At 61.6% G+C, this 21,228-nt stretch carries 18 protein-coding genes; 9 read left to right on the forward strand and 9 right to left on the reverse strand.

Annotation, left to right across the window (positions count from 1 at the left end):
• Positions 1-9 precede the first annotated feature (9 nt).
• Complete coding sequence (locus B0G76_RS22110) at positions 10-1,014, forward strand: aldo/keto reductase (RefSeq protein WP_120294437.1); 1,005 nt, start codon at positions 10-12, stop codon at positions 1,012-1,014.
• A gap of 32 nt (positions 1,015-1,046) precedes the next feature.
• Here B0G76_RS22110 and B0G76_RS22115 read toward each other — a convergent pair whose 3' ends face one another.
• The gene (locus tag B0G76_RS22115; protein WP_120294438.1) at positions 1,047-1,961 is read right to left on the reverse strand and encodes a LysR family transcriptional regulator; all 915 of its coding nucleotides are present in this window, start codon (positions 1,959-1,961) and stop codon (positions 1,047-1,049) included.
• Between the two features lie 70 nt (positions 1,962-2,031).
• On the opposite strand from B0G76_RS22115, the gene B0G76_RS22120 reads away from it, so the two are divergent.
• Positions 2,032-2,808: an NAD(P)H-dependent oxidoreductase gene (locus B0G76_RS22120; protein WP_120294439.1), complete on the forward strand. Its 777-nt coding sequence runs from the start codon at positions 2,032-2,034 to the stop codon at positions 2,806-2,808.
• A 223-nt stretch (positions 2,809-3,031) separates the two neighbouring features.
• Positions 3,032-3,874, forward strand: coding sequence for an alpha/beta hydrolase family protein (locus B0G76_RS22125; protein WP_120294440.1), 843 nt, complete (start codon positions 3,032-3,034; stop codon positions 3,872-3,874).
• 9 nt (positions 3,875-3,883) lie between these two features.
• Here the strand turns inward: B0G76_RS22125 and B0G76_RS22130 are convergent, their stop codons facing one another.
• The 5 genes from B0G76_RS22130 to B0G76_RS22150 form a co-directional block, all read right to left on the reverse strand.
• Complete coding sequence (locus B0G76_RS22130; RefSeq protein WP_120294441.1) at positions 3,884-4,831, reverse strand: alpha/beta hydrolase; 948 nt, start codon at positions 4,829-4,831, stop codon at positions 3,884-3,886.
• A gap of 10 nt (positions 4,832-4,841) precedes the next feature.
• The gene (locus tag B0G76_RS22135; protein ID WP_120294442.1) at positions 4,842-5,342 is read right to left on the reverse strand and encodes a thioesterase family protein; all 501 of its coding nucleotides are present in this window, start codon (positions 5,340-5,342) and stop codon (positions 4,842-4,844) included.
• A gap of 98 nt (positions 5,343-5,440) precedes the next feature.
• Complete coding sequence (locus B0G76_RS22140; RefSeq protein ID WP_120294443.1) at positions 5,441-6,406, reverse strand: L-carnitine dehydrogenase; 966 nt, start codon at positions 6,404-6,406, stop codon at positions 5,441-5,443.
• Between the two features lie 77 nt (positions 6,407-6,483).
• Positions 6,484-7,413 carry a 3-keto-5-aminohexanoate cleavage protein gene (locus B0G76_RS22145; protein ID WP_120294444.1) on the reverse strand — a complete coding sequence of 310 codons (930 nt, stop codon included), beginning with the start codon at positions 7,411-7,413 and terminating at the stop codon, positions 6,484-6,486.
• 72 nt (positions 7,414-7,485) lie between these two features.
• Entirely contained in the window at positions 7,486-8,439 is a 954-nt protein-coding gene (locus tag B0G76_RS22150; protein ID WP_120294445.1) for a choline ABC transporter substrate-binding protein, read from the reverse strand.
• Between the two features lie 348 nt (positions 8,440-8,787).
• On the opposite strand from B0G76_RS22150, the gene B0G76_RS22155 reads away from it, so the two are divergent.
• Both B0G76_RS22155 and B0G76_RS22160 read left to right on the forward strand, forming a co-directional pair.
• Complete coding sequence (locus B0G76_RS22155) at positions 8,788-9,816, forward strand: GlxA family transcriptional regulator (protein WP_259460672.1); 1,029 nt, start codon at positions 8,788-8,790, stop codon at positions 9,814-9,816.
• Positions 9,817-9,964: 148 nt separating this feature from the next.
• Positions 9,965-10,291, forward strand: coding sequence for a DUF4148 domain-containing protein (locus tag B0G76_RS22160; protein ID WP_120294446.1), 327 nt, complete (start codon positions 9,965-9,967; stop codon positions 10,289-10,291).
• 144 nt (positions 10,292-10,435) lie between these two features.
• Here the strand turns inward: B0G76_RS22160 and B0G76_RS22165 are convergent, their stop codons facing one another.
• Positions 10,436-11,344 (reverse strand): LysR family transcriptional regulator, encoded by a 909-nt coding sequence (locus B0G76_RS22165; RefSeq protein ID WP_120294447.1) that lies wholly within the window; start codon positions 11,342-11,344, stop codon positions 10,436-10,438.
• 86 nt (positions 11,345-11,430) lie between these two features.
• Here B0G76_RS22165 and mdlC point away from each other — a divergent pair, with 86 nt between their 5' ends.
• The 4 genes from mdlC (at position 11,431) to B0G76_RS22185 (ending at position 17,528) form a co-directional block, all read left to right on the forward strand.
• Entirely contained in the window at positions 11,431-13,050 is a 1,620-nt protein-coding gene (gene mdlC / locus B0G76_RS22170; protein WP_120294448.1) for a benzoylformate decarboxylase, read from the forward strand.
• A gap of 54 nt (positions 13,051-13,104) precedes the next feature.
• On the forward strand, positions 13,105-14,556 hold the full coding sequence (locus B0G76_RS22175; protein ID WP_120294449.1) for an aldehyde dehydrogenase: 1,452 nt from the start codon (positions 13,105-13,107) through the stop codon (positions 14,554-14,556).
• A 355-nt stretch (positions 14,557-14,911) separates the two neighbouring features.
• Positions 14,912-16,183, forward strand: a complete 1,272-nt coding sequence (locus B0G76_RS22180) for an MFS transporter (protein ID WP_259460861.1) — start codon at positions 14,912-14,914, stop codon at positions 16,181-16,183.
• A 208-nt stretch (positions 16,184-16,391) separates the two neighbouring features.
• The gene (locus B0G76_RS22185; RefSeq protein ID WP_120294451.1) at positions 16,392-17,528 is read left to right on the forward strand and encodes a porin; all 1,137 of its coding nucleotides are present in this window, start codon (positions 16,392-16,394) and stop codon (positions 17,526-17,528) included.
• Between the two features lie 171 nt (positions 17,529-17,699).
• Here the strand turns inward: B0G76_RS22185 and B0G76_RS22190 are convergent, their stop codons facing one another.
• Both B0G76_RS22190 and B0G76_RS22195 read right to left on the reverse strand, forming a co-directional pair.
• Positions 17,700-19,160: an NAD-dependent succinate-semialdehyde dehydrogenase gene (locus tag B0G76_RS22190; protein WP_120294452.1), complete on the reverse strand. Its 1,461-nt coding sequence runs from the start codon at positions 19,158-19,160 to the stop codon at positions 17,700-17,702.
• A gap of 714 nt (positions 19,161-19,874) precedes the next feature.
• On the reverse strand, positions 19,875-21,158 hold the full coding sequence (locus B0G76_RS22195; RefSeq protein ID WP_120294453.1) for a 4-aminobutyrate--2-oxoglutarate transaminase: 1,284 nt from the start codon (positions 21,156-21,158) through the stop codon (positions 19,875-19,877).
• Positions 21,159-21,228: the final 70 nt, after the last annotated feature.

Raw genomic sequence — 21,228 nt, forward strand, 5'->3', positions numbered from 1 at the left:
GCACACACAATGGATTATCGGTATCTCGGCCGCAGTGCCCTGAAGGTTTCACCTTTGTGTCTCGGCGCCATGATGTTCGGCGGCGAGACTGACGAGGCGAGCTCGAAGCGGATCGTCGAAAAAGCCTACGACCAGGGCGTCAATTTCATCGATACGGCTGACGTCTATCACGCGGGCCGTTCGGAAGAAATCGTTGGGCGCGCCATTGCAGAACGCCGGGACAACTGGGTCGTGGCGACGAAGTTCGGTTTTCCGACCGCACAAGGTCCGAACGAACAAGGCCAGTCGCGCAAGTGGATCATCCAGTCTGTTGAAGCGAGCCTGAAGCGGCTCGGCACCGACTACATCGACATTCTTTACTTTCACCGGGCGCTGACCGATGCGCTGATGGAAGAGGGCGTGCGCGCCATTGCCGATCTGATCCGTCAGGGGAAGATCCGCTACTTTGGCGTATCCAACTTCAAGGGCTGGCGCATTGCCGAAATCGCGCGTCTTGCCGACCAGATCGGCATCGATCGGCCGGTCGCGAGCGAGCCGCTTTACAACATCGTCGACCGCACGGCGGAAGTCGAACAGTTGCCCGCGGCGCATCACTACGGTCTGGGTGTCGTCTCGTACAGCCCGCTCGCACGCGGAGTGCTCAGCGGCAAATATGCGGTCGATGCAACGCCCCCGGCCGATTCGCGAGTAGGTCGCGGCGATAAGCGAATCCAGCAGACCGAGTGGCGGCCGGAGTCGCTCGGGATCGCGCAGACGATCGCCGCACATGCGGCAGAGCGCGGCACGACTTCGATTGCATTCGCGCTGGCGTGGGTTCTCAAGAACCGGCTCGTTAGCAGTACCATCGCCGGGCCGCGTACCGAAGCGCAGTGGGACAGCTACGTCGATGCTTTGAAATTGCAGCTCGGACCGGAGGACGAGAAACTGGTGGATAGCCTCGTTGCACCGGGTCATGCTTCCACGCTGGGCTATACCGATCCTGGATATCCGGTTGAAGGGCGGCGCGTCAATTGAACTTGCGGTGACCACGCGGTGACCACGCGTTTTCAGGTCGCCACCGAGTCCACGATGCATACTCGCAGCCATTGATGCGCCGGGTCGCGATGAGAGCGTTCATGCCAGAGCATCGTCATTTCGTAACCCGGCACTTCAACCGGCGCCTCGACGACCCTGAGCGCGCTGTTGCCGCGCACCAACCGCGCAGGCAGCATCGCCACGAGGTCGGTGTTCGCGAGAACTGACATCATGAACAGGAAGTGCGGAACCGAGAGCACGACCCTGCGCGTGAGACCTGCCTCGGCCAGCGCGTCATCCGTCACGCCGCTAAATCCGCCGCCATCCGGCGAGACGATCACGTGCTCCAGTTTGCAGAACTGCGCAAGCGTTGGCCGCCGCTTCAGGCGCGGGTGATCCGCGCGGCCTGCCAGCACATATCGTTCCTTGAAAAGCACGCGCCCGCGCAATTCGGGCGGCGCGCCTTCGCTGGTGTGAAATGCCAGATCGATGTCGCCCTGTTCCGCTTGCCTCGCGATGCGTGGCGGCACAGCTTCCACGATCGCGAGCCGGGTGCCGGGCGCCGCCGCGCGCAAACCGGCGAGCGTGGGCAGCAGGATCGTCGATTCGGCGTAGTCGGTAGCGGCCACGCGCCACGTATGGTTCGCTTCGGCCGGATTAAAGGGACTGGCCGGCGCCACCGCGTTCTCAAGTGCATCGAGCGCCTGGCGCAAAGGTTCGCGCAATTCTTCGGCCCTTGCGGTGGGCCGCATACCTCGTGGCCCCGGCAGCAACAAGGGGTCGCCAAAGACATCGCGCAGCTTGGCAAGATGCACGCTCACCGAGGGTTGAGAGAAGTTCAAACGTTCGGCAGCACGGGTCACATTGTGTTCGGACAGCAGAACATCGAGCGTCACCAGCAGGTTGAGGTCCAGTCTTCTGAGATTATTCATGGCTATACCTGACATATTGGTAATTCATTTCCAATATACCGGATGGAAACCCATTGTGTTTCTTTCTCGCAATGGAGGTCAGGTCATGAATGTTCTTCTCGTCTATGCACACCCGGAACCCCGGTCGTTGAACGGGTCCCTTAAGAACTTTTCGGTAATGCGTCTCGAAGATGCCGGGCACGTCGTGCAGGTATCCGATCTGTATGCAATGAACTGGAAAGCCTCGCTCGATGCAAACGACAACCTGGATAGCCAGGCCGGCGCGCGTTTCGATCCCTCTCTCGACTCGAAGCGTGCTTTCAGGGACGGCCGGCAAAGTCCGGACATCGCACTCGAACAGGAGAAGCTGAAGTGGGCGGATGCAGTGATTCTGCAGTTCCCGCTGTGGTGGTTCTCGATGCCTGCGATCCTGAAAGGCTGGGTGGAGCGCGTCTATGCGTATGGCTTCGCGTATGGCGTAGGAGAGCACTCCGACGCGCGCTGGGGTGACCGTTACGGGGAAGGCACGATGGCAGGCAAGCGGGCAATGCTGATCGTGACGACCGGCGGATGGGAGTCTCATTACAGCCAGCGGGGGATCAACGGGCCGATCGACGACGTGTTGTTCCCTATTCAGCATGGCGTTCTGTATTACCCCGGCTTCGACGTGCTGCCACCGTTCGTTATCCATCGGACCAGCCGGGTCGACGAAGCAAGGTACTCGGAGGTTTGCGACGTGCTCGGGCAACGTCTCGATGATCTTTGGACAAGTGCGCCGATCCCGTTTCGCCCGCAGAACGCTGGGGCGTATGAGATCCCGGCGCTTACATTGCGGCCTGAGGTTGTACCGGATCGGATCGGCTTTTCAGCACATATTGAATAGATGCGTTGCCGCCTCTGCTTTCGCGTGCGCTGGGCGTGGGCGTTGAATAGGTGTTCCGTTTGGGCCGGTCCAGGTGCCCCCTGGCGCGGCGCCAAGCTGACGAGATCGTATGCTTCGCTGAAATTTGGTTGTAAGTCGCCGTTGTTAGAGTCGTCATCAGAATTTGCCGCCGGATGCCAGACAGTGTTCTTTGGACACGTAGAAAGGGGGAGAGCGACAAACCATGAAAATGAATCGTGCCTTCTGGCTCGTTCTGACGCTGTTGTTCACGACCCCGGTCTGGGCGTTTCAGTCCAGGGTCGTCACCATTCCCAGCGCGGCCATGCATAAGTCGCTCGGGGCGACTGTGGTGCTGCCTGATCAATACGCGCACGGCAAAGCAGCCGATCGTTTCCCCGTCGTCTACTTGCTGCACGGCTCAGGTGGCGACTACACCGACTGGACCGCGAATTCGCACATCGGAAAACTCGCCGATCGCTATCACGTGATCCTCGTGATGCCGGATGGTGGTCATGAAAGCTGGTATATCGACAGCCCTGTCGATTCGCACAGCCGTTATGAAACCTATGTCGGTACAGAAGTCGTCGGCTATATCGACACGCATTTCCGCACCATTGCGACGCGCCAGGCGCGCGCGATTACAGGCTTGAGTATGGGCGGGTTCGGAGCGTTGCATATCGCGCTGGACCGGCCGGACGAATTCGGCGCCGCGGGAAGTATTAGCGGAGCCGTCGATCCGCGCGGGTGCGAAGACGAGCCGGGAATCGATCAGGTGTTCGGAGATCCCACTCGTCACGCCGACTTCTGGAACAACGAGGCAATCGTTGAGAACGCCCGTAGTCTGGCAAACGCGCATATTGCACTGACGATCGACTGCGGGGTGAATGACTCGCTTGTTCAGTCGAACCGGATGCTGCATGCGCGGCTTGTCGAGTTGGGGGTGCCGCACGATTATGCGGAGCGGCCTGGCGGGCATACGTGGAAGTACTGGGCGAATGCGGTTCAATACCAGGTACTCTTCTTTGCCAGTTCGTTCAAGCGGAGTGGGGGAGCGGCACAGACGTGAGGCGTGAATTCAATTCGCGTCTAGAAACTCGCAGACCGTGTGATGCAACGTCTTTACACCGGGACTCGATTCGAGCGCACGCCAGCAACCGTGTACGAGCCCGGTTCCAATCCACAACCGGGCCTGTCCGCCGGCCGCATTAACGCGTTCGGCAAATACCCTCGCGTCGTCCCGTAGCGGATCGTGTTCAACGCCGATGGCAAGTGTGGGCGGGAGTCCATCGAAGCGCGCCGCGTCGAGCGGAATCGTCCACGCGGGATAGCGCGCGTCTTCGTCCTCGCGTTTTCCCCAGTACAGGTCCCGAAACGCAAGGACATCCGCAAGCGTCAGCATGGGTGCGTGCGCTTCGCTTTCGCGCGCGGGCATCTGTGGCTCGGTACCGAGCATCGGATAAACCAATGCAAGTCCGCGTACGCCCTGAACACCGTCGTCACGTAGCTGCATCGCGACGCTGGCAGCGAGCGTGGCGCCGGCACTATCTCCGGCCAATTGCAACGCGTTCTGGACTGGCGAATCAAACGGCAGGCGGCCTTCCAATGTCGCGAGCGTGACCTCCAGACAATCGTCATGAGCGGCCGGCGCGCGGTGTTCAGGCGCAAGCCGGTAATCGACCGCGATCACATCGAGACCGGTATCCGCGGCAATACGCGCCGTCACGATCTGATGACTCTCTAATGAACCGAGCACGAAGCCGCCACCATGAAAGTACAGGACGGTGCCACCGGATGTCCCGCCCGGCTTTCTACGATTCCGATACAGCCGCAGCCGGACCGGATGCCCGGCGCTCGCCCGGAATACAGCGTCTTCGGTTATCACGTCAGCCGGTAAAGGCGGCGTGAGTGCAGCCGCATAGCGCTCATAAATCACGCGCTGCTCGCTCGGTGGCAAGGCAGTCGAATGTCCTGCATAGATGGCAGCGGTCCGTTCGATGAACGCGGTGATTTCCGGTTCAAGCATGCTCGCTCCCTTAACTTTCACCCGGCGGCGTTTTGCGCGGCAATCCGATCACGCGGCCCGCGAAGCTGGCCGTCGGCAACACAGCATGCGCTTGCGCCAATGCTCGAACGCGCGCCGCGACGTCGGGGTCGAAAGCAATTGCGCGCGGGCCACCGGTATCGACGTGCAGCAGCATCTGTTCGCCCGCGGCCACCGGCTCGACGCCATCATCGGCAAACATCTCGAGGTAAAGATGCAGCCGCTTCGCGTCATGCCCAAGCACGCGCATGTCGGCGCGAACCAACGCGCCTTCCTTGATTTCATGCAGGTAGTTGATATGCGCTTCGAGCGTGTAGATCGAGCGGCCACGTTCTTTGCGCACCGGATCAGGCAAGCCGATTTCGTCAATCAATGCATCAGTCGCGAAGCTAAAAATCAGCATGTAGAACGCGTCGCGCAAGTGGCCGTTGTAATCGACCCACTCAGCACGCACGGTATCGCGATAGCAGGGCAGCGAAGCGGGATCCGGCATTTGCAATGATCTCCTTGGTCAGTTTGGGCCGCACCGGCCGCTGCGGGAACGCACTGGGCTTGCGCCACAGTGCGTCTTTCGGCACGCAACGGAATCACTCACTCAGTGGGAAGCAGGCCATGCCGCGCCTTGGCCTCTCCAATCGCCGCCAGCACACTCGTAATGCAGTCGTCGCGATAGCGTTCAAGCTGCTTGATCGAGCGCGGTCCGACCTGTTCAGATGTCCCATCCACAACGCGATCGATCAGTTCGTCAGTGAGTTGCGGCGCTACCAGTTTAGTCCACGGCAGCTCCAACGCCGGTCCAAACTGCTGCATGAAGTGGCGCATGCCCGCATCGCCGCCCGCCAGCGTGTACGTCAGGAACGTGCCCATGAACGACCAGCGGATGCCGGCGCCGAAACGGATGGCGTCGTCGATTTCGCCCGTGGTTGCCACGCCTTCGTTGACCAGATGCAGCGCCTCGCGCCACAGCGCTTCGAGCAAGCGGTCGGCGATAAAACCGGGTACTTCCTTGCGCACGAGAAGCGGTCGCATCGACAGCGAACGATAAATCTGCATCGCGGCGTCGATGGTTGCCGGTGCTGTGCGTTCGCCGCCAAGCACTTCGACGAGCGGCAGCAGATACACCGGGTTGAACGGATGCCCGACGATGCAACGCTGCGGGTTCACCGCCCGTGCGTAGAAATCGCTTGGCAGCAGGCCTGAAGTGGACGAAGCGATGATCGCATCCGCTTTCGCCGCACGACTGATCTGTTCGTGCAGCGCGAGCTTCAATTCTTCGCGTTCGGGCGCGCTTTCCTGAATGAAATCCGCGTGTTCGACGCAGGCTTCGATCGTATCGACGAAACGCAACCTGTCGGGAGAAGCGCCCTCGGCGAGACCGACGCGCTCCAAGGCCGGCCACGCATTCGCGATGTTCTCGCGCAACTGCTTTTCCGCGCCGGGAGCGGGGTCCCACGCGACGACGTCGAGCCCATGCGCGAGCGCGCGCGCTATCCAGCCGCTGCCGATCACGCCCACGCCGATTGCCGCAAAAGTTTTGATATCGACGATCACTGCCATTGCTGATGTTTCCTTTTACCGATGAGTTCTCAGGTTCCAAAGCGTGCGCTATCAAGCGCACCGGATACGCCAAATAGTTAAGCGTACTGTCCAGCCGCACGCCGCTCCAACTGCCGCTCGCCACGTGCGGGCAAGCCGAGTTTGCGGCGGCCTTCGGCGGGTGTCAGAGCCCGTCCGCCTAGCCGTTCGATGATCTCGACCGCGCGTTGCACGAGCGTGCCGTTCGTTGCATGCACACCTTTGTCGAGCCAGATGTTGTCTTCGAGGCCAACACGTACGTGGCCGCCGAGGAGCATCGCCTGCGCGACCATCGGCATCTGCATGCGGCCGATGCCGAAACCGGCCCATTGCGCGCCAGGCGGCAGGTTGTCGGCCATGGCTTTCATCGTCGTGGTATCGGCCGGTGCACCCCATGGAATGCCGAGGCAGATCTGAAACAGTGGCGGCGCGTCGAGCAGGCCTTCCGCGAGCAATTGCTTCGCGAACCATAGATGGCCGGTATCGAAGATTTCCAGTTCCGGCTTCACGCCGAGTTCCTGGATACGCTGCGCGCCGGCGCGCAATTGCGCGGGCGTCGATACATAGATGTAGTCGCCGTCGCCGAAATTGAGCGTGCCGCAATCGAGCGTGCAGATTTCCGGCAGCAGTTCCTCGACGTGCGCGAGCCGCGTCAAACCGCCGACGAGGTCCGTTCCCGCGCCGAAGCGCATCGGGTCTTCGCCGGGACCGATCTCGAGATCGCCGCCCATGCCCGCCGTCAGATTGATGATGACGTCGGTGCCCGACGAGCGGATCCGGTCGACGACCTCGCGATACAACTGCGGATCGCGGCTGCCGCGGCCGGTCTTCGGATCGCGCACATGACAATGCGCCACAGTGGCGCCGGCTTTCGCGGCTTCGATAGCGGCTTCGGCGATCTGCTTGGGCGTGACGGGAATGGCCGGATGCCTGCCGACCGTATCGCCCGCGCCGGTGACCGCGCAGGTCACGATGATTTCATGATTCATGCGTGCTAGTTCCTGTGGATTGAAATGCGCAACTGGATGGATGCAAAGCCGACCGCGTCTAAGCCGACCGCATCAAAGCCCAAGATAGGCTTTCACCGCGGGCAAGCCGTCCTTGCCGTCATAGGTCTTCACGCCTGCGAGCCACGCGTCCAGTACTTGCGGGTTCTTCTTCAGATACGCTTTGGCGGCATCGGCGGGCTTTTCCTTGTTCATTACCGATTGCATCACCACGTTCTCAAGTTGCGTCGAGAAGCGCAGATTGCTCACGAGCTTGCCCGCGTTCGGGCAACGCGTCAGAAAGTCGGGGGACGTCAGCGTATAAACGCGTGCCTCGCCGTCGTTCGGGCCGAATACGCCGTCGCTGCCGGTGAGGTATTTCATATCGATCTGGATGTTCATCGGATGCGGTTCCCAGCCGAGAAACACCACCCATTTTTTCGCGCGGATGGCGCGATCCACCGAAACCAGCATGCCCGCTTCACTTGATTCGATCAGCTTGAAACCGCCGAGGCCAAACTGGTTGTTGGCGATCATTTTCTGAATCGCCGCATTCGCGCTGCTGCCAGGTTCGATGCCATAGATCTTGCCGTCGAGTTCATCGCGATGTTTGGCGATGTCGGCGAATGTCTTGAGGCCGGCGTCATATTCGTAACTCGGCACGGCGAAGGTCGCTTTAGCGCCGGTCAGGTTAGGCGGTTGCAGCACCTGGATCGATTTCGAATCGACGAACGGTGCAATCGCCTTCTCTTGCACGGGCCACCAGTAGCCAAGCGACACGTCGAGTTGTTTGCTCTTCAGGCCGGCGAACGAAATCGGCACCGAGGCCACGGTCGTCACCGGTTGATAGCCGAGTCCCTCGAATACGGTCGATGCGAGCGCCGTGGTCGAGGTGATGTCTGTCCAGCCAATGTCGGCAAAATGCACCGAGCGGCAGGCGGCGGGATCCTGTGCGAGCACCGGCGATGCAGCCACGACGGCCGCCAGACAGGCAAAATGGGCAAGCAAGGATTTGACGCGTAACTTCATGACGTTCCCCTTCGGACACGTTGAACAGCGTGTTTTAATTCGGGCCGCAGCTGGAACAGCAGAGCGGCTCCCGGACCTGCAGCGATACTGCTTGAGTGATGCCTGAACTGCACGAATGACGTAACTGACGTAACGTTAATGCCCCATATTCCCGCCAAAGCGACCGTCAGCGACCCGTTCTTGCTTCCACGCGACAACGAGGGAAAACCAGCATCGTCCGCATTGCAGTGCAGCAGTGATATGCGCGGCGTATTTTGGTGCGCCTTGCCGGCTTGCGCGCTGCTTGCTACGCTCGCCCGGAATCCCGCGTCCGTTTGCGGTTTGTGTTCCTGATCGAGTCTGTGCCAGATGCCCGAAGATATGTCGTTCCTGCTGCTGCCGGGCTTTTCGGCGATCGGCTTCATGTCGGCGGTCGAGCCGTTGCGCGTGGCGAACCGCTTTCGCGGCGATCTCTACCGCTGGCGCATTCTGAGTCTCGACGGCGCACCGGTCGTGGCCAGCAACGGCATTTCGATCAACGCGGAGGCGGCATTCGCCGACGTCCGCGAGGCGCAGACGGTGTTCGTCGTCGCGGGCTTCGAGCCACTCGCCTGCTATACGCGCGTGCTCGGCGACTGCCTGAAGCGGCTCGAGCGCGCCGGCGCGACGCTCGGCGGCATCGACACGGGCAGCTTCATCCTCGCGGAAGCCGGGCTCCTCAGCGGCGCGGATAGCGTGACCATCCATTGGGAAGCGCTGTCGGCGTTTCGCGAGCGCTATGCCTCGCTGAACGCCAGTCAGGAACTGTTCGAAATCGGCGCGCGGCGCATCACGTGTGCGGGCGGCACTGCTTCGATCGACATGATGCTCGACCTGATCGGCCGCAAGCATGGCGCGGCGTTGGCCTTGGCGGTATCGGAACAGTTTGTGGTGAGCCGGATCCGTCAGCGTTCGGACCATCAGCGCATGGAAATTGCGGCGCGCTACGGCGTGCATAACCGCAAGCTGATTCAGGTGATCGGTGCCATGGAGCAGCATATGGAAGAGCCGCTCACGCCCGACCAACTCGCCGGAGAGATCAGCGTGACGCGGCGGCAGCTGGAGCGGCTGTTCTGCGCGTCGCTGAAGGACACGCCGACGCATTTCTACTTGCAACTGCGCCTCACCCGTGCGCGCGAGTTGCTGCAACAGACCGACATGTCGATCACATCGATTTGCGTCGCATGCGGATTCGAGTCGCCTTCGCATTTTTCGCGGACGTATCGCGCGCGGTTCGGCGTGAGTCCGAGAAGCGACCGGCAAGTGACGGGCGGCAGAAATGGCGGCGAGGGGTTGTCGTCGAGCGAAGGCGGAGGCGAGGTAGCGCGGGCATCGGCTTTATCGCCGAGCTTCCAATAAGCTTTCGCGACGTTTGTACCGTTTCTAGCAACAGTGAATTTGTTTATTAGGGGTTTACCCTATATCGCCTGACTCCTAGACTGTCATCACTGGCTGCAAACAAACAGGTTTGCAGCACGGCAAAAAACAATCTCTGGAGGTAGTCGTCATGAAATCCCTGATCGAAGCTGTTGTTATCGCTGCTCTCATTACTGCGCCGCTCGCTGCTTTTGCCCAATCCAACCAGCCGGTGACCCGCGCGCAAGTGCGTGCCGAGCTTGTGCAACTGGAAAAGGCCGGCTACAACCCGTCGATCTCGAACGCCGACGACTACCCGTCGAACATTCAGGCAGCCGAAGCGCGTGTCGCGGCACAAAATGGCGCCGCTCAAGCCAGCGGTTATGGCACGGCGACGAACGGTTCGTCGCAAGCAGGCAGCCGCACTGAAACGACGCCGAGCTCCTACTCGGCTCCGGTTGCGAACTTCGGTCACTAATAGGCCACGAGGTGGCGGCGCGAGTCAGTGAGTCATAGTCTCGCGCCGCCCTGATTCGTATCGTTGTACTGCGGCCCTGCTTTCACATCGAAGTGAAAGCAGGGCTGCAGTGCATTTGAACGCTGGACGGAGCAGTGGTCGCTTTTAGCCGCTGACGGCAGTCAACTGCCTGAGTTGCTCCAGCAACTTCACCGTCGGACTCGGCAAGATCCCCTGACGGCGCCGAAAAGCCGTCAACGTGCGGCGCGCGACCAAACCCGGAATCGGAAGCGTATCGAACACGCCCGCCGCGCTTTCGGTGTCGTACATTGGCGTAGCCATCCAGCTCAGAAATCCCGCACGCGTCACCAGGCTTTTCAGCACCGTAATCGAGCGCGTCTCGACGGCGATTTGCGGCATGCCGAGCCCGTGCTCGGCAAACACGTGCTGCATATGCTCGAACGGACCCGTTCCTCGCGGCGGCACACACCATTGCTGATCGAGCGTGTCGGCAAGCGTTAAATCCGTTTTGTTTCGCAACGGATGATCGAGCGCGGCGACCACATAGCTCGTGTCTTCCCATCTGCAATCGGCAATCGCAGCGATCTCGTCCGTGTCGGGCACCGCCATGCTGAGCGCGAGATCGATCTCGTGTTTCATCAGACTATCCGCAAGCCGGTCCCACACCCCCTCCATGATCTCCACACGCAGATTCGGCCAGCGCGCGAGTACACCACTCACCGCGAGCGGCAGCACGAGCGTCGCGATGCTCGCCACCGCGCCGACGCGAATCGTCCCTTTCGCGAGGCCGCGCATCGCGTCGATCTCCTCGCGCGCGTGATCGGCTTCGCGTTGCAGCAGGGTGGCGTGCGGCAGCAGCGCACTGCCGATCGCAGTAAGCTGCATACCCTTCGAGTGCCGTTCGAACAGCGGCGCGCCGACCTGATCCTCGAGCCGCTTGATGGTGCGGCTCAGCGCGGGCTGCGTGACGTGCAGCACTTCGGCGGCACGGCCCAGGCTGCCGCTCGCGACGATGGTTGCGAACGCATGCAATTGTTGAAGATTGAAAGTCATGCGTAAAAGTAATGCCTTTTCTCAAAAAAGGCAATTTTCAATCAACCTCGAGCTTCCGATAATGTGTCCATCGACAGGAGACATGGATGACCAGCAACGCGCCCCGCTCAGACACATTGGGATCCTCTCAACACGAATCGTTCACCGTGCGCCACGCCGTCATCGATCTCATGCGTCGCCTCGGCATGACCTCGGTGTTCGCCAACCCAGGGTCGACGGAATTGCCGCTGTTCCGCGATTTCCCGCAAGATTTCCGTTACGTGCTGGGTTTGCAGGAAGCGGTGGTCGTCGGCATGGCCGACGGTTATGCGCAGGCCACCCGCAACGCGTCATTCGTCAATCTGCATTCGGCGGCGGGCGTGGGCAATGCAATGGGCAATATCTTCACCGCGTTCCGCAACCGCACGCCGATCGTGATCACCGCCGGGCAGCAGGCCCGCTCGATTCTGCCGTTCGACCCTTTCCTCGCGTCGACCCAGGCAACCGAATTGCCGAAGCCGTACGTGAAATGGAGCATCGAACCGGCGCGCGCCGAAGACGTGCCGCTGGCGATCGCGCGCGCCTATCACGTGGCGATGCAGGAGCCGCGCGGGCCGGTGCTGGTGTCGATTCCCGTGGACGATTGGGACCGCGCTGCGGAGCCGGTGCCGGCACGCGTAGTCAGCACGGAGATGCGGCCGGAGCCGTTCGTGCTGGAGCAGATCGGCGCCGCGCTCGACGCGTGTGAACGGCCGGCTTTCGTGGTGGGCGGCGCAGTCGACCGGGCCGGCGCCTGGGACGACGTCGTTAGCCTCGCCGAACGCCACAATGCCCGCGTATTCGTCGCGCCGATGACAGGCCGTTGCGCGTTCCCCGAAGACCATCGCCTGTTCGCCGGTTTCTTGCCGGCCATGCGCGAGAAGATCGTCGAACTGCTCGGCGGCCATGACCTGATCTTCGTGATCGGCGCGCCTGCCTTCACGTATCACGTCGAAGGGTACGGCCCGCATCTGCCTGCCGGTGCCGCGCTGTGCCAGTTGATCGACGATCCGGCTATCGCGGCGTGGGCGCCGACCGGCACCGCGGTAGCCGGCAATATTCGGTTGGGTGTAGTCGATCTGCTGTCGCGGCCCGCGCCGGAAACGCGCCCCTTGCCCACGCCACGCGCCGCATGTCCGCGCGCGGAACCGTCTGCATTGATGTCGGTGGCGTTCGCCTTGCAGACCCTCGCTGAGGTACGCCATGCGGACGATATCGTGGTCGAGGAAGCGCCGAGTTCGCGGCCGGTGATGCAGAGCTATCTGCCGTTCACGCGCAGTGGCACTTTTTACACGATGGATAGCGGAGGCCTCGGTTATGGCATGCCCGCTGCTGTCGGCGTGGCATTGGCGAAGCCCGGATCGCGCGTGATCGGCCTGATCGGCGACGGCTCCAGCATGTATTCGATCCAGGCCATCTATAGCGCCGTGCAGATGAAACTGCCGATCACATTCGTGATCCTGAACAATTCCCGCTATGCCGCGCTGCAGGACTTTGCGCCGGAATTCGGTTTTGGTCCGGCCGATCCTGTGCAAGGCACCGATCTGCCGGGACTCGACTTCGTGGCGCTTGCTGCGGGGATGGGTGGCCAGGGCGCGCGCGTGACCGATGCCGAACGCCTACGTGACGTGCTGCGCGATGCGTTGACGTCATCCGGACCGATGCTGGTCGAAGTCGTCGTGGCCTGACATCGAGCGAACGCCACGCCCGCATTCATAAAATTTTCCGCAGGAGACAACCCGATGCAGAGTATTTCGATGCTGATCAATGGCGCGGCAGTGCAAGCGAGCAACGGCGCCACCTTCGAACGCCGCAATCCGCTCGATGGCGAAGTGGCGACGCGTGCGCCCGCGGCGACGATCGCCGACGCGGTCGCTGCCGCCGATGCCGCGGCAGCAGCGTTTCCGGCATGGTCCGCGCTGGGGCCGGGCGAGCGCCGCGCACTGCTGATGAAGGCAGCACATGCGTTGGAAGCGCGCAGCGCTGAGTTCGCGGCGGTGATGGCGGCGGAGACGGGCGCATCGGCAATGTGGGCGGGGTTCAATGTGCATCTCGCCGCTGGTGGCTTGATGGAGGCGGCGGCGCTCACTACGCAGATCGGCGGCGAGCTGATTCCGTCCGACGTGCCCGGCAGTCTCGCGATGGGCGTGCGCCAGCCGGCCGGCGTCGTGCTCGGCATCGCGCCGTGGAATGCGCCGGTGATTCTTGCGGTGCGTGCGATTGCGTTGCCGCTCGCATGCGGAAACACAGTTGTGCTGAAGGGTTCGGAAGTTTGCCCCGGCACACACGGCCTGATTATCGAAGTCTTGCAGGAAGCGGGCTTGCCGAAGGGCGTGGTGAATTTCGTGACCAACGCTCCGGCCGATGCAGGTGCGGTGGTCGAGGCGCTAATCGCGCATCCGAAGGTCCGGCGTGTCAATTTCACCGGCTCCACGCACGTGGGCAAGATCATCGCGGCCACGTGCGCGCGCTATCTGAAACCTTCGGTGCTGGAACTCGGCGGCAAGGCGCCATTGATCGTGCTCGACGACGCGGATCTCGATGCAGCCGTCAACGCCGCTGCATTCGGCGCGTTCGCTAACTCGGGGCAGATTTGCATGTCGACGGAACGGATCATCGTCGATCAACGGATCGCCGACGCGTTCGTTGCAAAGCTTGCGCAAAAAGCGCGCGGCCTGCCGCTTGGTGATCCACGGAAAGGGCCAGTGGTGTTGGGATCGGTCGTCGATATGGCCACGGTGGAACGCTGCAACGCGCTGATCGACGACGCACTCGCCAAAGGCGCCGCGCTCGTCTGCGGCGGCAAGGCAGACAGCACCTTGATGCCCGCCACGCTGCTCGATCACGTCACACCCGCCATGCACATCTATGGCGAAGAATCGTTCGGGCCCGTAAAAGGCATTGTGCGCGTCAACGGCGAAGAGGATGCCGTCGCCTGTGCGAATGACAACGAGTATGGGCTTTCGTCGGCGGTGTTTAGCCGTGACGTGGCGCGCGGGATGAATGTCGCAAGGCGTATTGAATCGGGCATCTGTCACGTCAACGGGCCGACCGTTCACGATGAAGCCCAAATGCCGTTCGGCGGCGTGAAGGGCAGCGGCTTTGGTCGCTTCGGCGGGCAGGCGGGCATCACCGAGTTTACGGATTTGCGCTGGATTACCGTGCAAACCACGCCGCGTCATTACCCATTCTGAAGGGGCGATTGTTGTTTCGGTCGCTGCGTATCGCTGCGCGTTGATCCGCCGCAGCGATACGCGCGCCGTTCAAGCCATGCCGGCATGTCATGGCTTTTGCGCGAAACGGCAATGTCAGTAGACGGTCGCTCGCTCACATACTGAACCCAAAAGCGTGACGACAAAAGCGCGACGCTCAGATCGCGCACACAAACCAGGAGACAGCTTTATGACCAGTTATGTACCACCGGCCGGCCCGGCCAGTGCGGCAAGCGGTGCGTCCGGCGCGCCGCTCGCCGGCCATCAGGCAGGAATCGAAGAGGGACGTCACGCCGTCGACATCGGCCGCACGCTCGACGAAGGCCCTTACACCACCATGCAGAAGCTTGTGGTGTTGCTTGCGGCGTTGTCGATCGTTCTGGACGGCTTCGACAGCCAGTTGATCGGTTTCGCGATTCCAGTATTGATCAAGGAATGGGGCGTCACGCGCGCGGCTTTTGCGCCCGTGGTCGCGGCCGGTTTGATTGGCATGGGCATCGGCAGTGCGTGTGCCGGGCTGCTGGCCGATCGCTTCGGCCGCCGCTGGGCCATCATCGGCAGCGTGCTGGTGTTCGGCGCCGCCACCTGCGGCATCTGCTTCGCGCCGGACATTGTGACGATTGCCGTGCTGCGTTTTATCGCCGGTCTCGGCATCGGCGGCGCGTTGCCGAGCTCGACGACCATGACCGCCGAATTCACGCCGGCTCGCCGCCGCACCTTGGCCGTCACAGCGACGATCGTCTGCGTGCCGCTCGGCGGCATGGTGGCGGGGCTGTTCGCGCATGAAATTCTGCCGACGTACGGATGGCGCGGCTTGTTCATGATCGGCGGCGTGATGCCTCTCGCGCTCGGCGTGTTGCTGCTGTTCACGTTGCCCGAGTCGCCGCGCTTTCTCGCCCGCCGGCCGCAGCGTTGGCCGGAACTCAAACGCCTGCTTGGCCGGATGTCGCGTCCGGTGGCGAGCGGCTGCGTATTCACCGACTCGCGTGAACAGGCCGTCGAAAAACATACCGGCTTTACCGCGTTGTTCCGCGAGGGCCTGGCGCTCGATACAGTGGCGATCTGGTGCGCATTCTGCCTATGTCTGCTGGCCGTCTATAGCGCTTTCAGCTGGCTGCCCACCATGCTGAGCACGCAGGGTTTGTCGGTGTCGGTGGCGGGTGCGGGGCTCACCGCGTACAACCTCGGCGGCGTGGTCGGCGCGTTGCTGTGCGCTGTGGTGATTGCTCGCACGGGTTCGCGCTGGCCGTTGATTCTCTGCAGCGCGGGTGGTGCGGCGAGCGCATTGCTGCTGCTCGGCGTGAACATCTCCGAGCACACCGGCTTGCTGATCTTCGGTCTCGGCGTGCATGGCCTGTTCGTCAACGCGGTTCAGTCGACGATGTTTGCGCTGTGCGCTTACGTCTATCCGACCCGTGTGCGCGCAACTGGCACCGCATCCGCGCTCGCGTTCGGCCGGCTTGGCGCGATTGCCAGCGCATTCGCCGGCGCGGTGGTGATTACGGCCGGCGGTGCATCGTCGTATCTGTGGATGCTCGGGATCGCGATGGTGGTCGTGATGGTCGCGCTGATGGTGGTCAAGCGTCATATTCCGAAGCCGGGCGTTTGAGGGGCGCCATGCCCTGAATCACGGCGATCGGGCGTGAGACGCTGATTGCCGCTATCTGAAGCAGTCAATTGTGTGTGCGGGGCGGATTGAACAGCGGTCGGCATCGTCACGCCTGTAATTAGTATCACTACATAAAAATTCCACGTATGAGCCGCATGTGGATTGGTGTGTGCTCACACAAAGCATAGGTCATGGAGACACAGAGATAATGAAATTCAAACTCGCTTTGGGCAGCATGTTGCTCGGACTCAGCGCTTCGTCGTTTGCGCAGAGCAGCGTAACGTTGTACGGGATCATCGATACTGGCGTCGAATTGGTGACGCATGCCAATGCCGCGGGGAATAGTGTCGTACGCATGCCGGGCATCACGGGCGAATTTCCGTCGCGTTGGGGGATTCGCGGCAAGGAAGGACTGGGTGGTGGGCTGTCCGCGGTATTTGTGCTGGAAAGCGGCTTTAACGCTAAGGGCGGCACGCTCAATCAAGGTGGCCGGCTGTTCGGGCGGCAAGCCTATGTAGGGATCGAGAGCCCCTATGGCACGTTGACGTTCGGCCGCCAATACACCATGACGTATTGGGCGATACTCGATTCCGATCTGCTCGGCCCTGATATATACGGCGGCACGGGATCGTTCGATCAGTACATGCCGAGCGCGCGCAGCGACAACACGATTGCGTACAAGGGTACGTTCTCGGGCTTCACATTCGGCGCGACTTATTCATTCGGCCGAGATTCAGCCGGTACCGGCAATTCGCCGGGGCAGGGCACCTGTGTGGGGTCGATTCCGGGCAGTTCGCAGAGTTGCCTCGAATGGTCGGCGATGCTGCGCTATGACATGAACGGCTACGGCGTGGCGAGCGCCTACGACGAACAACGCGGCGGCCCGGGCGCGGCCGCGAATATGTTCGACGGCACGGCGCCTTTTGCGCTGACGCAACCGGGCGACAAGGACGTGCGGATGCAGTTGAACGGCTACGGTCACATCGGGCCGGTGAAACTCGGGGCGGGGTGGCTGGGCCGTCACGTCGAAACGGTGTCCCCGGCGTTGCCGGACGTGCGCTCGAATCTGTACTACGTGACCGCGTCTTATAACGTGACGCCTGCGTTCATCTTCGACGGCGGCGTGTACCGCATCATCAACCGTGCCGACGACACCCGCGGCACGATCGCCGCGCTACGCACCACGTATCTGTTGTCGAAGCGTTCCGCGGTTTATCTGCAAGGCGCGTATCTGTTCAACAGTCCGCATGCCGCTTACGCGGTGAGCCAGGGTGGTGGGGGCACGACGCCGGCGCCGGGCGTCGGGCAACTCGGCGTGATGGCCGGCATTCGCCATTCGTTCTGAGCGATGCAGTGAAAGCGCAGTGATCTGGTGCAGACTTGCGGCCGATTTTCGGTATTCGCCAGATGTTCTGGGCGACGTGCTGCCTGCTATAACGCAGGTTAAGTGCAAGTCTTCTCGGTCATGCTCAAGAGAAAAAGGCCACGTCAGACATTCCGACGCGGCCTTTTTTGCTTAGATACCGCCGACGCACATGTACTTGATGACGACGTAATCGTCGATACCGTAATGCGAGCCTTCGCGGCCGAGACCGGATTGCTTGACACCGCCGAACGGCGCGACTTCGTTGGAAATCAGCCCGGTGTTGATCCCTACCATGCCGTATTCGAGCGCTTCCGCGACACGCCAGACGCGGCCGATATCGCGGCTATAGAAGTACGACGCGAGGCCGAATTCCGTATCGTTGGCGAGGCGGATCACTTCTTCGTCTGACGAGAAGCGGAACAGCGGCGCGAGCGGCCCGAAGGTTTCGTCGCGCGCGACTTTCATGGCCGGTGTGACATCCGCGAGCACGGTCGGCTCGAAGAAGCCGTGACCGAGCGCATGGCGCTTGCCGCCGGTGACGATGCGTGCGCCTTTGGCGAGGGCATCTTCGATATGCGACTCGACCTTGAGCGCAGCGGCTTCGTTGATCAGCGGACCTTGCGTGACGCCATCTTCGGTGCCGCGGCCGACCTTGAGTTGTTCGACGGCGACGCGCAGTTTTTCAGCGAATGCGTCGTAGACCTTATCGTGCACGTAGAAGCGATTCGTGCAGACGCAGGTCTGACCGCTATTACGATATTTCGACGCGATGGCGCCTGCAACGGCCGCATCCAGATCCGCGTCTTCGAACACGATGAACGGCGCATTGCCGCCGAGTTCTAGCGACACTTTCTTGACCGTCGGCGCGCACTGCGCCATCAGCAGACGGCCTACCGGCGTCGAACCGGTGAAGGACAGTTTGCGCACGACCGGATTGCCGGTCATTTCCGCGCCGATCGCCTTCGGCTCGCCGGTAACGACGTTGAACACGCCGCGCGGCACGCCGGCACGTTCGGCCAGCACGGCGAGGGCGAGTGCCGACAGCGGCGTGGCTTCGGCCGGTTTGACGATGATCGGGCAGCCGGCGGCGAGCGCCGGGCCGACTTTCCGCGTGATCATGGCCGCCGGGAAATTCCACGGGGTGATGGCTGCGCAGACGCCGATCGGTTCTTTCGTCACGACAATGCGTTTGTCGCCTGCCGGCGTGGGGATGGTGTCGCCGTTGACGCGTTTGCCTTCTTCCGCGAACCATTCCAGAAACGAGGCGGCGTAGAGGATTTCGCCTTTGGCTTCGGCGAGGGGTTTGCCTTGTTCGGTGGTCAGGATTCTGGCCAGATCGTCGGCGTTTTCCAGCATGAGCTCATGCCATTTGCGCAGGATCGTGGCGCGGTGTTTAGCGGTGGTGGCGCGCCATGCCGGCCATGCGGCGTTGGCCGTGTCGATTGCACGGCGGGTTTCGGTTGTGCCCATGCGGGGCACTGTGGCGATTGTTTCGCCTGTGGCTGGGTTTTTTACTTCGAATGTTGTGGTGTCGTCGGCGGATTGCCATTCGCCTGCTATGTAGGCTTTTGTTTTTAGTAGGGAGGGGTCTTTTAGGACTAGCGTCGGCATTTTTGGGTTTGCTCCTGGGATTTGGGTCTTTGGGTTTTTTTGCCTGCGCGGCGCTTGTCTGTGTTTTTATGGTGTTGGCCTTTCCTTGTTTTCTTGGTGGTCTATTAGCGTTGCCCCTGTGCGGGGCGGCACTTACTTTCTTTGCCGCCGCAAAGAAAGATAAGCAAAGAAAGCGGCTCAAACCGCTAACTTTTAAGCGGGTCCCCCGCACAGTCACGGTAGTGGTGCATCTGGAATCCGTGCTCTCGCACATTCGGCGTGAGTGACAAGGGCGTCATACTTCCGGCGGCGCTGCGCGCGCCGACGCCCATTTCGTAAAACCGGCCACTACTTTTTTTGCACTCGCGTTTCATTCGGCGCTTCGCCGACGCGAAGCCGATGGCCCCCGCCGCGCGACGTGAGACCCACGGTTTTCCATGCATACCCATCCGCGACGCACGCAGTGCGGAGTGGGAGCTGATGAGTTCTTTGTCACTCACGCGAAATGTGCGAGCGCACGGATTCCAGATGCACCACTACCCTTTCCAAGCTAGGGGACCCGCTTAAAAGTTAGCGGTTTGAGCCGCTTTCTTTTGCCTACTTTTCTTTGCGGCAGGCAAAGAAAAGTAGGTGCTGCCCCGCACAGGGGCGACGCTAATAGACCGATAAGAAAACAAGGAAAGGCCAACGCCACAAGCAAACAGACGAACAAGCGCCGCGCAGGCCAAAACCCCATCAAACAGCTACAGCAACACTCTCCTTCAGCACAGCTTCAAGAATCCCCATCGCCTCGTCAAAAACAGAGTCCTGAATCGTAAGCGGGAACAGAAACCGAACCACATTCGAATAAACACCACAAACCAGCAACAACAACCCGCGCTCAAGCGCCCGCGCCTGCACCCGCTTGGTGAACTCAGCATCCGGCTCCGTCCCACCTGCCTTGCAGAACTCGACAGCCACCATCCCGCCCGGCCCACGCACGTCGGCAATCTGCGGCACTTCGCTCTGAAGCGCGATCAGCTTCGCCTTGACACGATCGCCCAAAACAGTAGCCCGCTCGCAGAGCTTCTCTTCATCGATGATATCGAGCACGGCATGCGCGGACGCAACCGCCAACGGGTTACCCGCATACGTACCGCCCAAACCGCCAGGCGCCGCCGCATCCATCAAATCAGCACGCCCGACCACACCCGACAACGGCATGCCGCCCGCCAGGCTCTTGGCCATCGTCATCAGATCAGGCACCACGTCATAGTGATGCATTGCAAACAACTTGCCGGTACGGGCAAAACCCGTCTGCACTTCATCGGCAATCAGCAAAATGCCATGTTCGTTGCACAGCTTGCGCAAAGCGCGCACGAACTCAGCCGGCGCCGGATAGAAACCGCCTTCGCCCTGAACCGGTTCGAAAATAATCGCCGCGACACGCTTCGGATCGATGTCGGCCTTGAACAGAAACTCGATCGCCTTCAGCGAATCAGCCGTCGCCACGCCGTGCAGCGGGTTCGGGAACGGAGCGTGGAACACGTCCGCCGGGAACGGGCCAAAGCCGATCTTGTACGGCGCAACCTTGCCGGTCAGCGCCATGCCCATCATCGTCCGGCCATGGAACCCGCCAGTGAACGCAATCACGCCCGGGCGGCCAGTCGCGGCACGCGCAATCTTGATCGCGTTTTCAACCGCTTCGGCACCCGTCGTGAAGAAGGCAGTCTTCTTCGGATAGTCGCCCGGCGCGCGCGCGTTGATCTTTTCAGCCAGCTCCACGTACGACGCGTACGGCACGATCTGATACGCGGTGTGCGTGAAATGATCGAGCTGGTCGCGGATCGCCGCCAGAATCTTGGGGTGACGGTGGCCCGTGTTGCACACGGCGATACCCGCGGCGAAATCGATGAAACGGCGGCCTTCGACGTCCCACAACTCGGCGTTCTCCGCGCGCTCGGCGTAGAAATCGCACATCACCCCAACACCGCGCGGCGTGGCGGCGTCTTTGCGGCTCTTCAGTTCAGCATTCTTCATGGTATCTCCTTCGCTCCTCGGTTTTTGCGGGGTGTCGCGCGCTCAGCGCAGCACATGCAGCGACTATAAT

This window comes from Paraburkholderia sp. BL23I1N1, from assembly GCF_003610295.1.
Taxonomy (GTDB): Bacteria; Pseudomonadota; Gammaproteobacteria; order Burkholderiales; family Burkholderiaceae; genus Paraburkholderia.

Bases quoted from the DNA above. Each gene is read 5' to 3' on its own strand.
- B0G76_RS22110 (WP_120294437.1), top strand. From the start codon at position 10: ATGGATTATCGGTATCTCGGCCGCAGTGCCCTGAAGGTTTCACCTTTG.
- B0G76_RS22185 (WP_120294451.1), top strand. From the start codon at position 16,392: ATGAAATTCAAACTCGCTTTGGGCAGCATGTTGCTCGGACTCAGCGCT.
- B0G76_RS22160 (WP_120294446.1), top strand. From the start codon at position 9,965: ATGAAATCCCTGATCGAAGCTGTTGTTATCGCTGCTCTCATTACTGCG.
- B0G76_RS22115 (WP_120294438.1), bottom strand. From the start codon at position 1,961: ATGTCAGGTATAGCCATGAATAATCTCAGAAGACTGGACCTCAACCTG.
- B0G76_RS22130 (WP_120294441.1), bottom strand. From the start codon at position 4,831: ATGCTTGAACCGGAAATCACCGCGTTCATCGAACGGACCGCTGCCATC.
- B0G76_RS22140 (WP_120294443.1), bottom strand. From the start codon at position 6,406: ATGGCAGTGATCGTCGATATCAAAACTTTTGCGGCAATCGGCGTGGGC.
- mdlC (WP_120294448.1), top strand. From the start codon at position 11,431: ATGACCAGCAACGCGCCCCGCTCAGACACATTGGGATCCTCTCAACAC.
- B0G76_RS22190 (WP_120294452.1), bottom strand. From the start codon at position 19,160: ATGCCGACGCTAGTCCTAAAAGACCCCTCCCTACTAAAAACAAAAGCC.
- B0G76_RS22135 (WP_120294442.1), bottom strand. From the start codon at position 5,342: ATGCCGGATCCCGCTTCGCTGCCCTGCTATCGCGATACCGTGCGTGCT.
- B0G76_RS22125 (WP_120294440.1), top strand. From the start codon at position 3,032: ATGAAAATGAATCGTGCCTTCTGGCTCGTTCTGACGCTGTTGTTCACG.
- B0G76_RS22150 (WP_120294445.1), bottom strand. From the start codon at position 8,439: ATGAAGTTACGCGTCAAATCCTTGCTTGCCCATTTTGCCTGTCTGGCG.
- B0G76_RS22120 (WP_120294439.1), top strand. From the start codon at position 2,032: ATGAATGTTCTTCTCGTCTATGCACACCCGGAACCCCGGTCGTTGAAC.
- B0G76_RS22155 (WP_259460672.1), top strand. From the start codon at position 8,788: ATGCCCGAAGATATGTCGTTCCTGCTGCTGCCGGGCTTTTCGGCGATC.
- B0G76_RS22165 (WP_120294447.1), bottom strand. From the start codon at position 11,344: ATGACTTTCAATCTTCAACAATTGCATGCGTTCGCAACCATCGTCGCG.
- B0G76_RS22175 (WP_120294449.1), top strand. From the start codon at position 13,105: ATGCAGAGTATTTCGATGCTGATCAATGGCGCGGCAGTGCAAGCGAGC.
- B0G76_RS22180 (WP_259460861.1), top strand. From the start codon at position 14,912: ATGCAGAAGCTTGTGGTGTTGCTTGCGGCGTTGTCGATCGTTCTGGAC.
- B0G76_RS22145 (WP_120294444.1), bottom strand. From the start codon at position 7,413: ATGAATCATGAAATCATCGTGACCTGCGCGGTCACCGGCGCGGGCGAT.
- B0G76_RS22195 (WP_120294453.1), bottom strand. From the start codon at position 21,158: ATGAAGAATGCTGAACTGAAGAGCCGCAAAGACGCCGCCACGCCGCGC.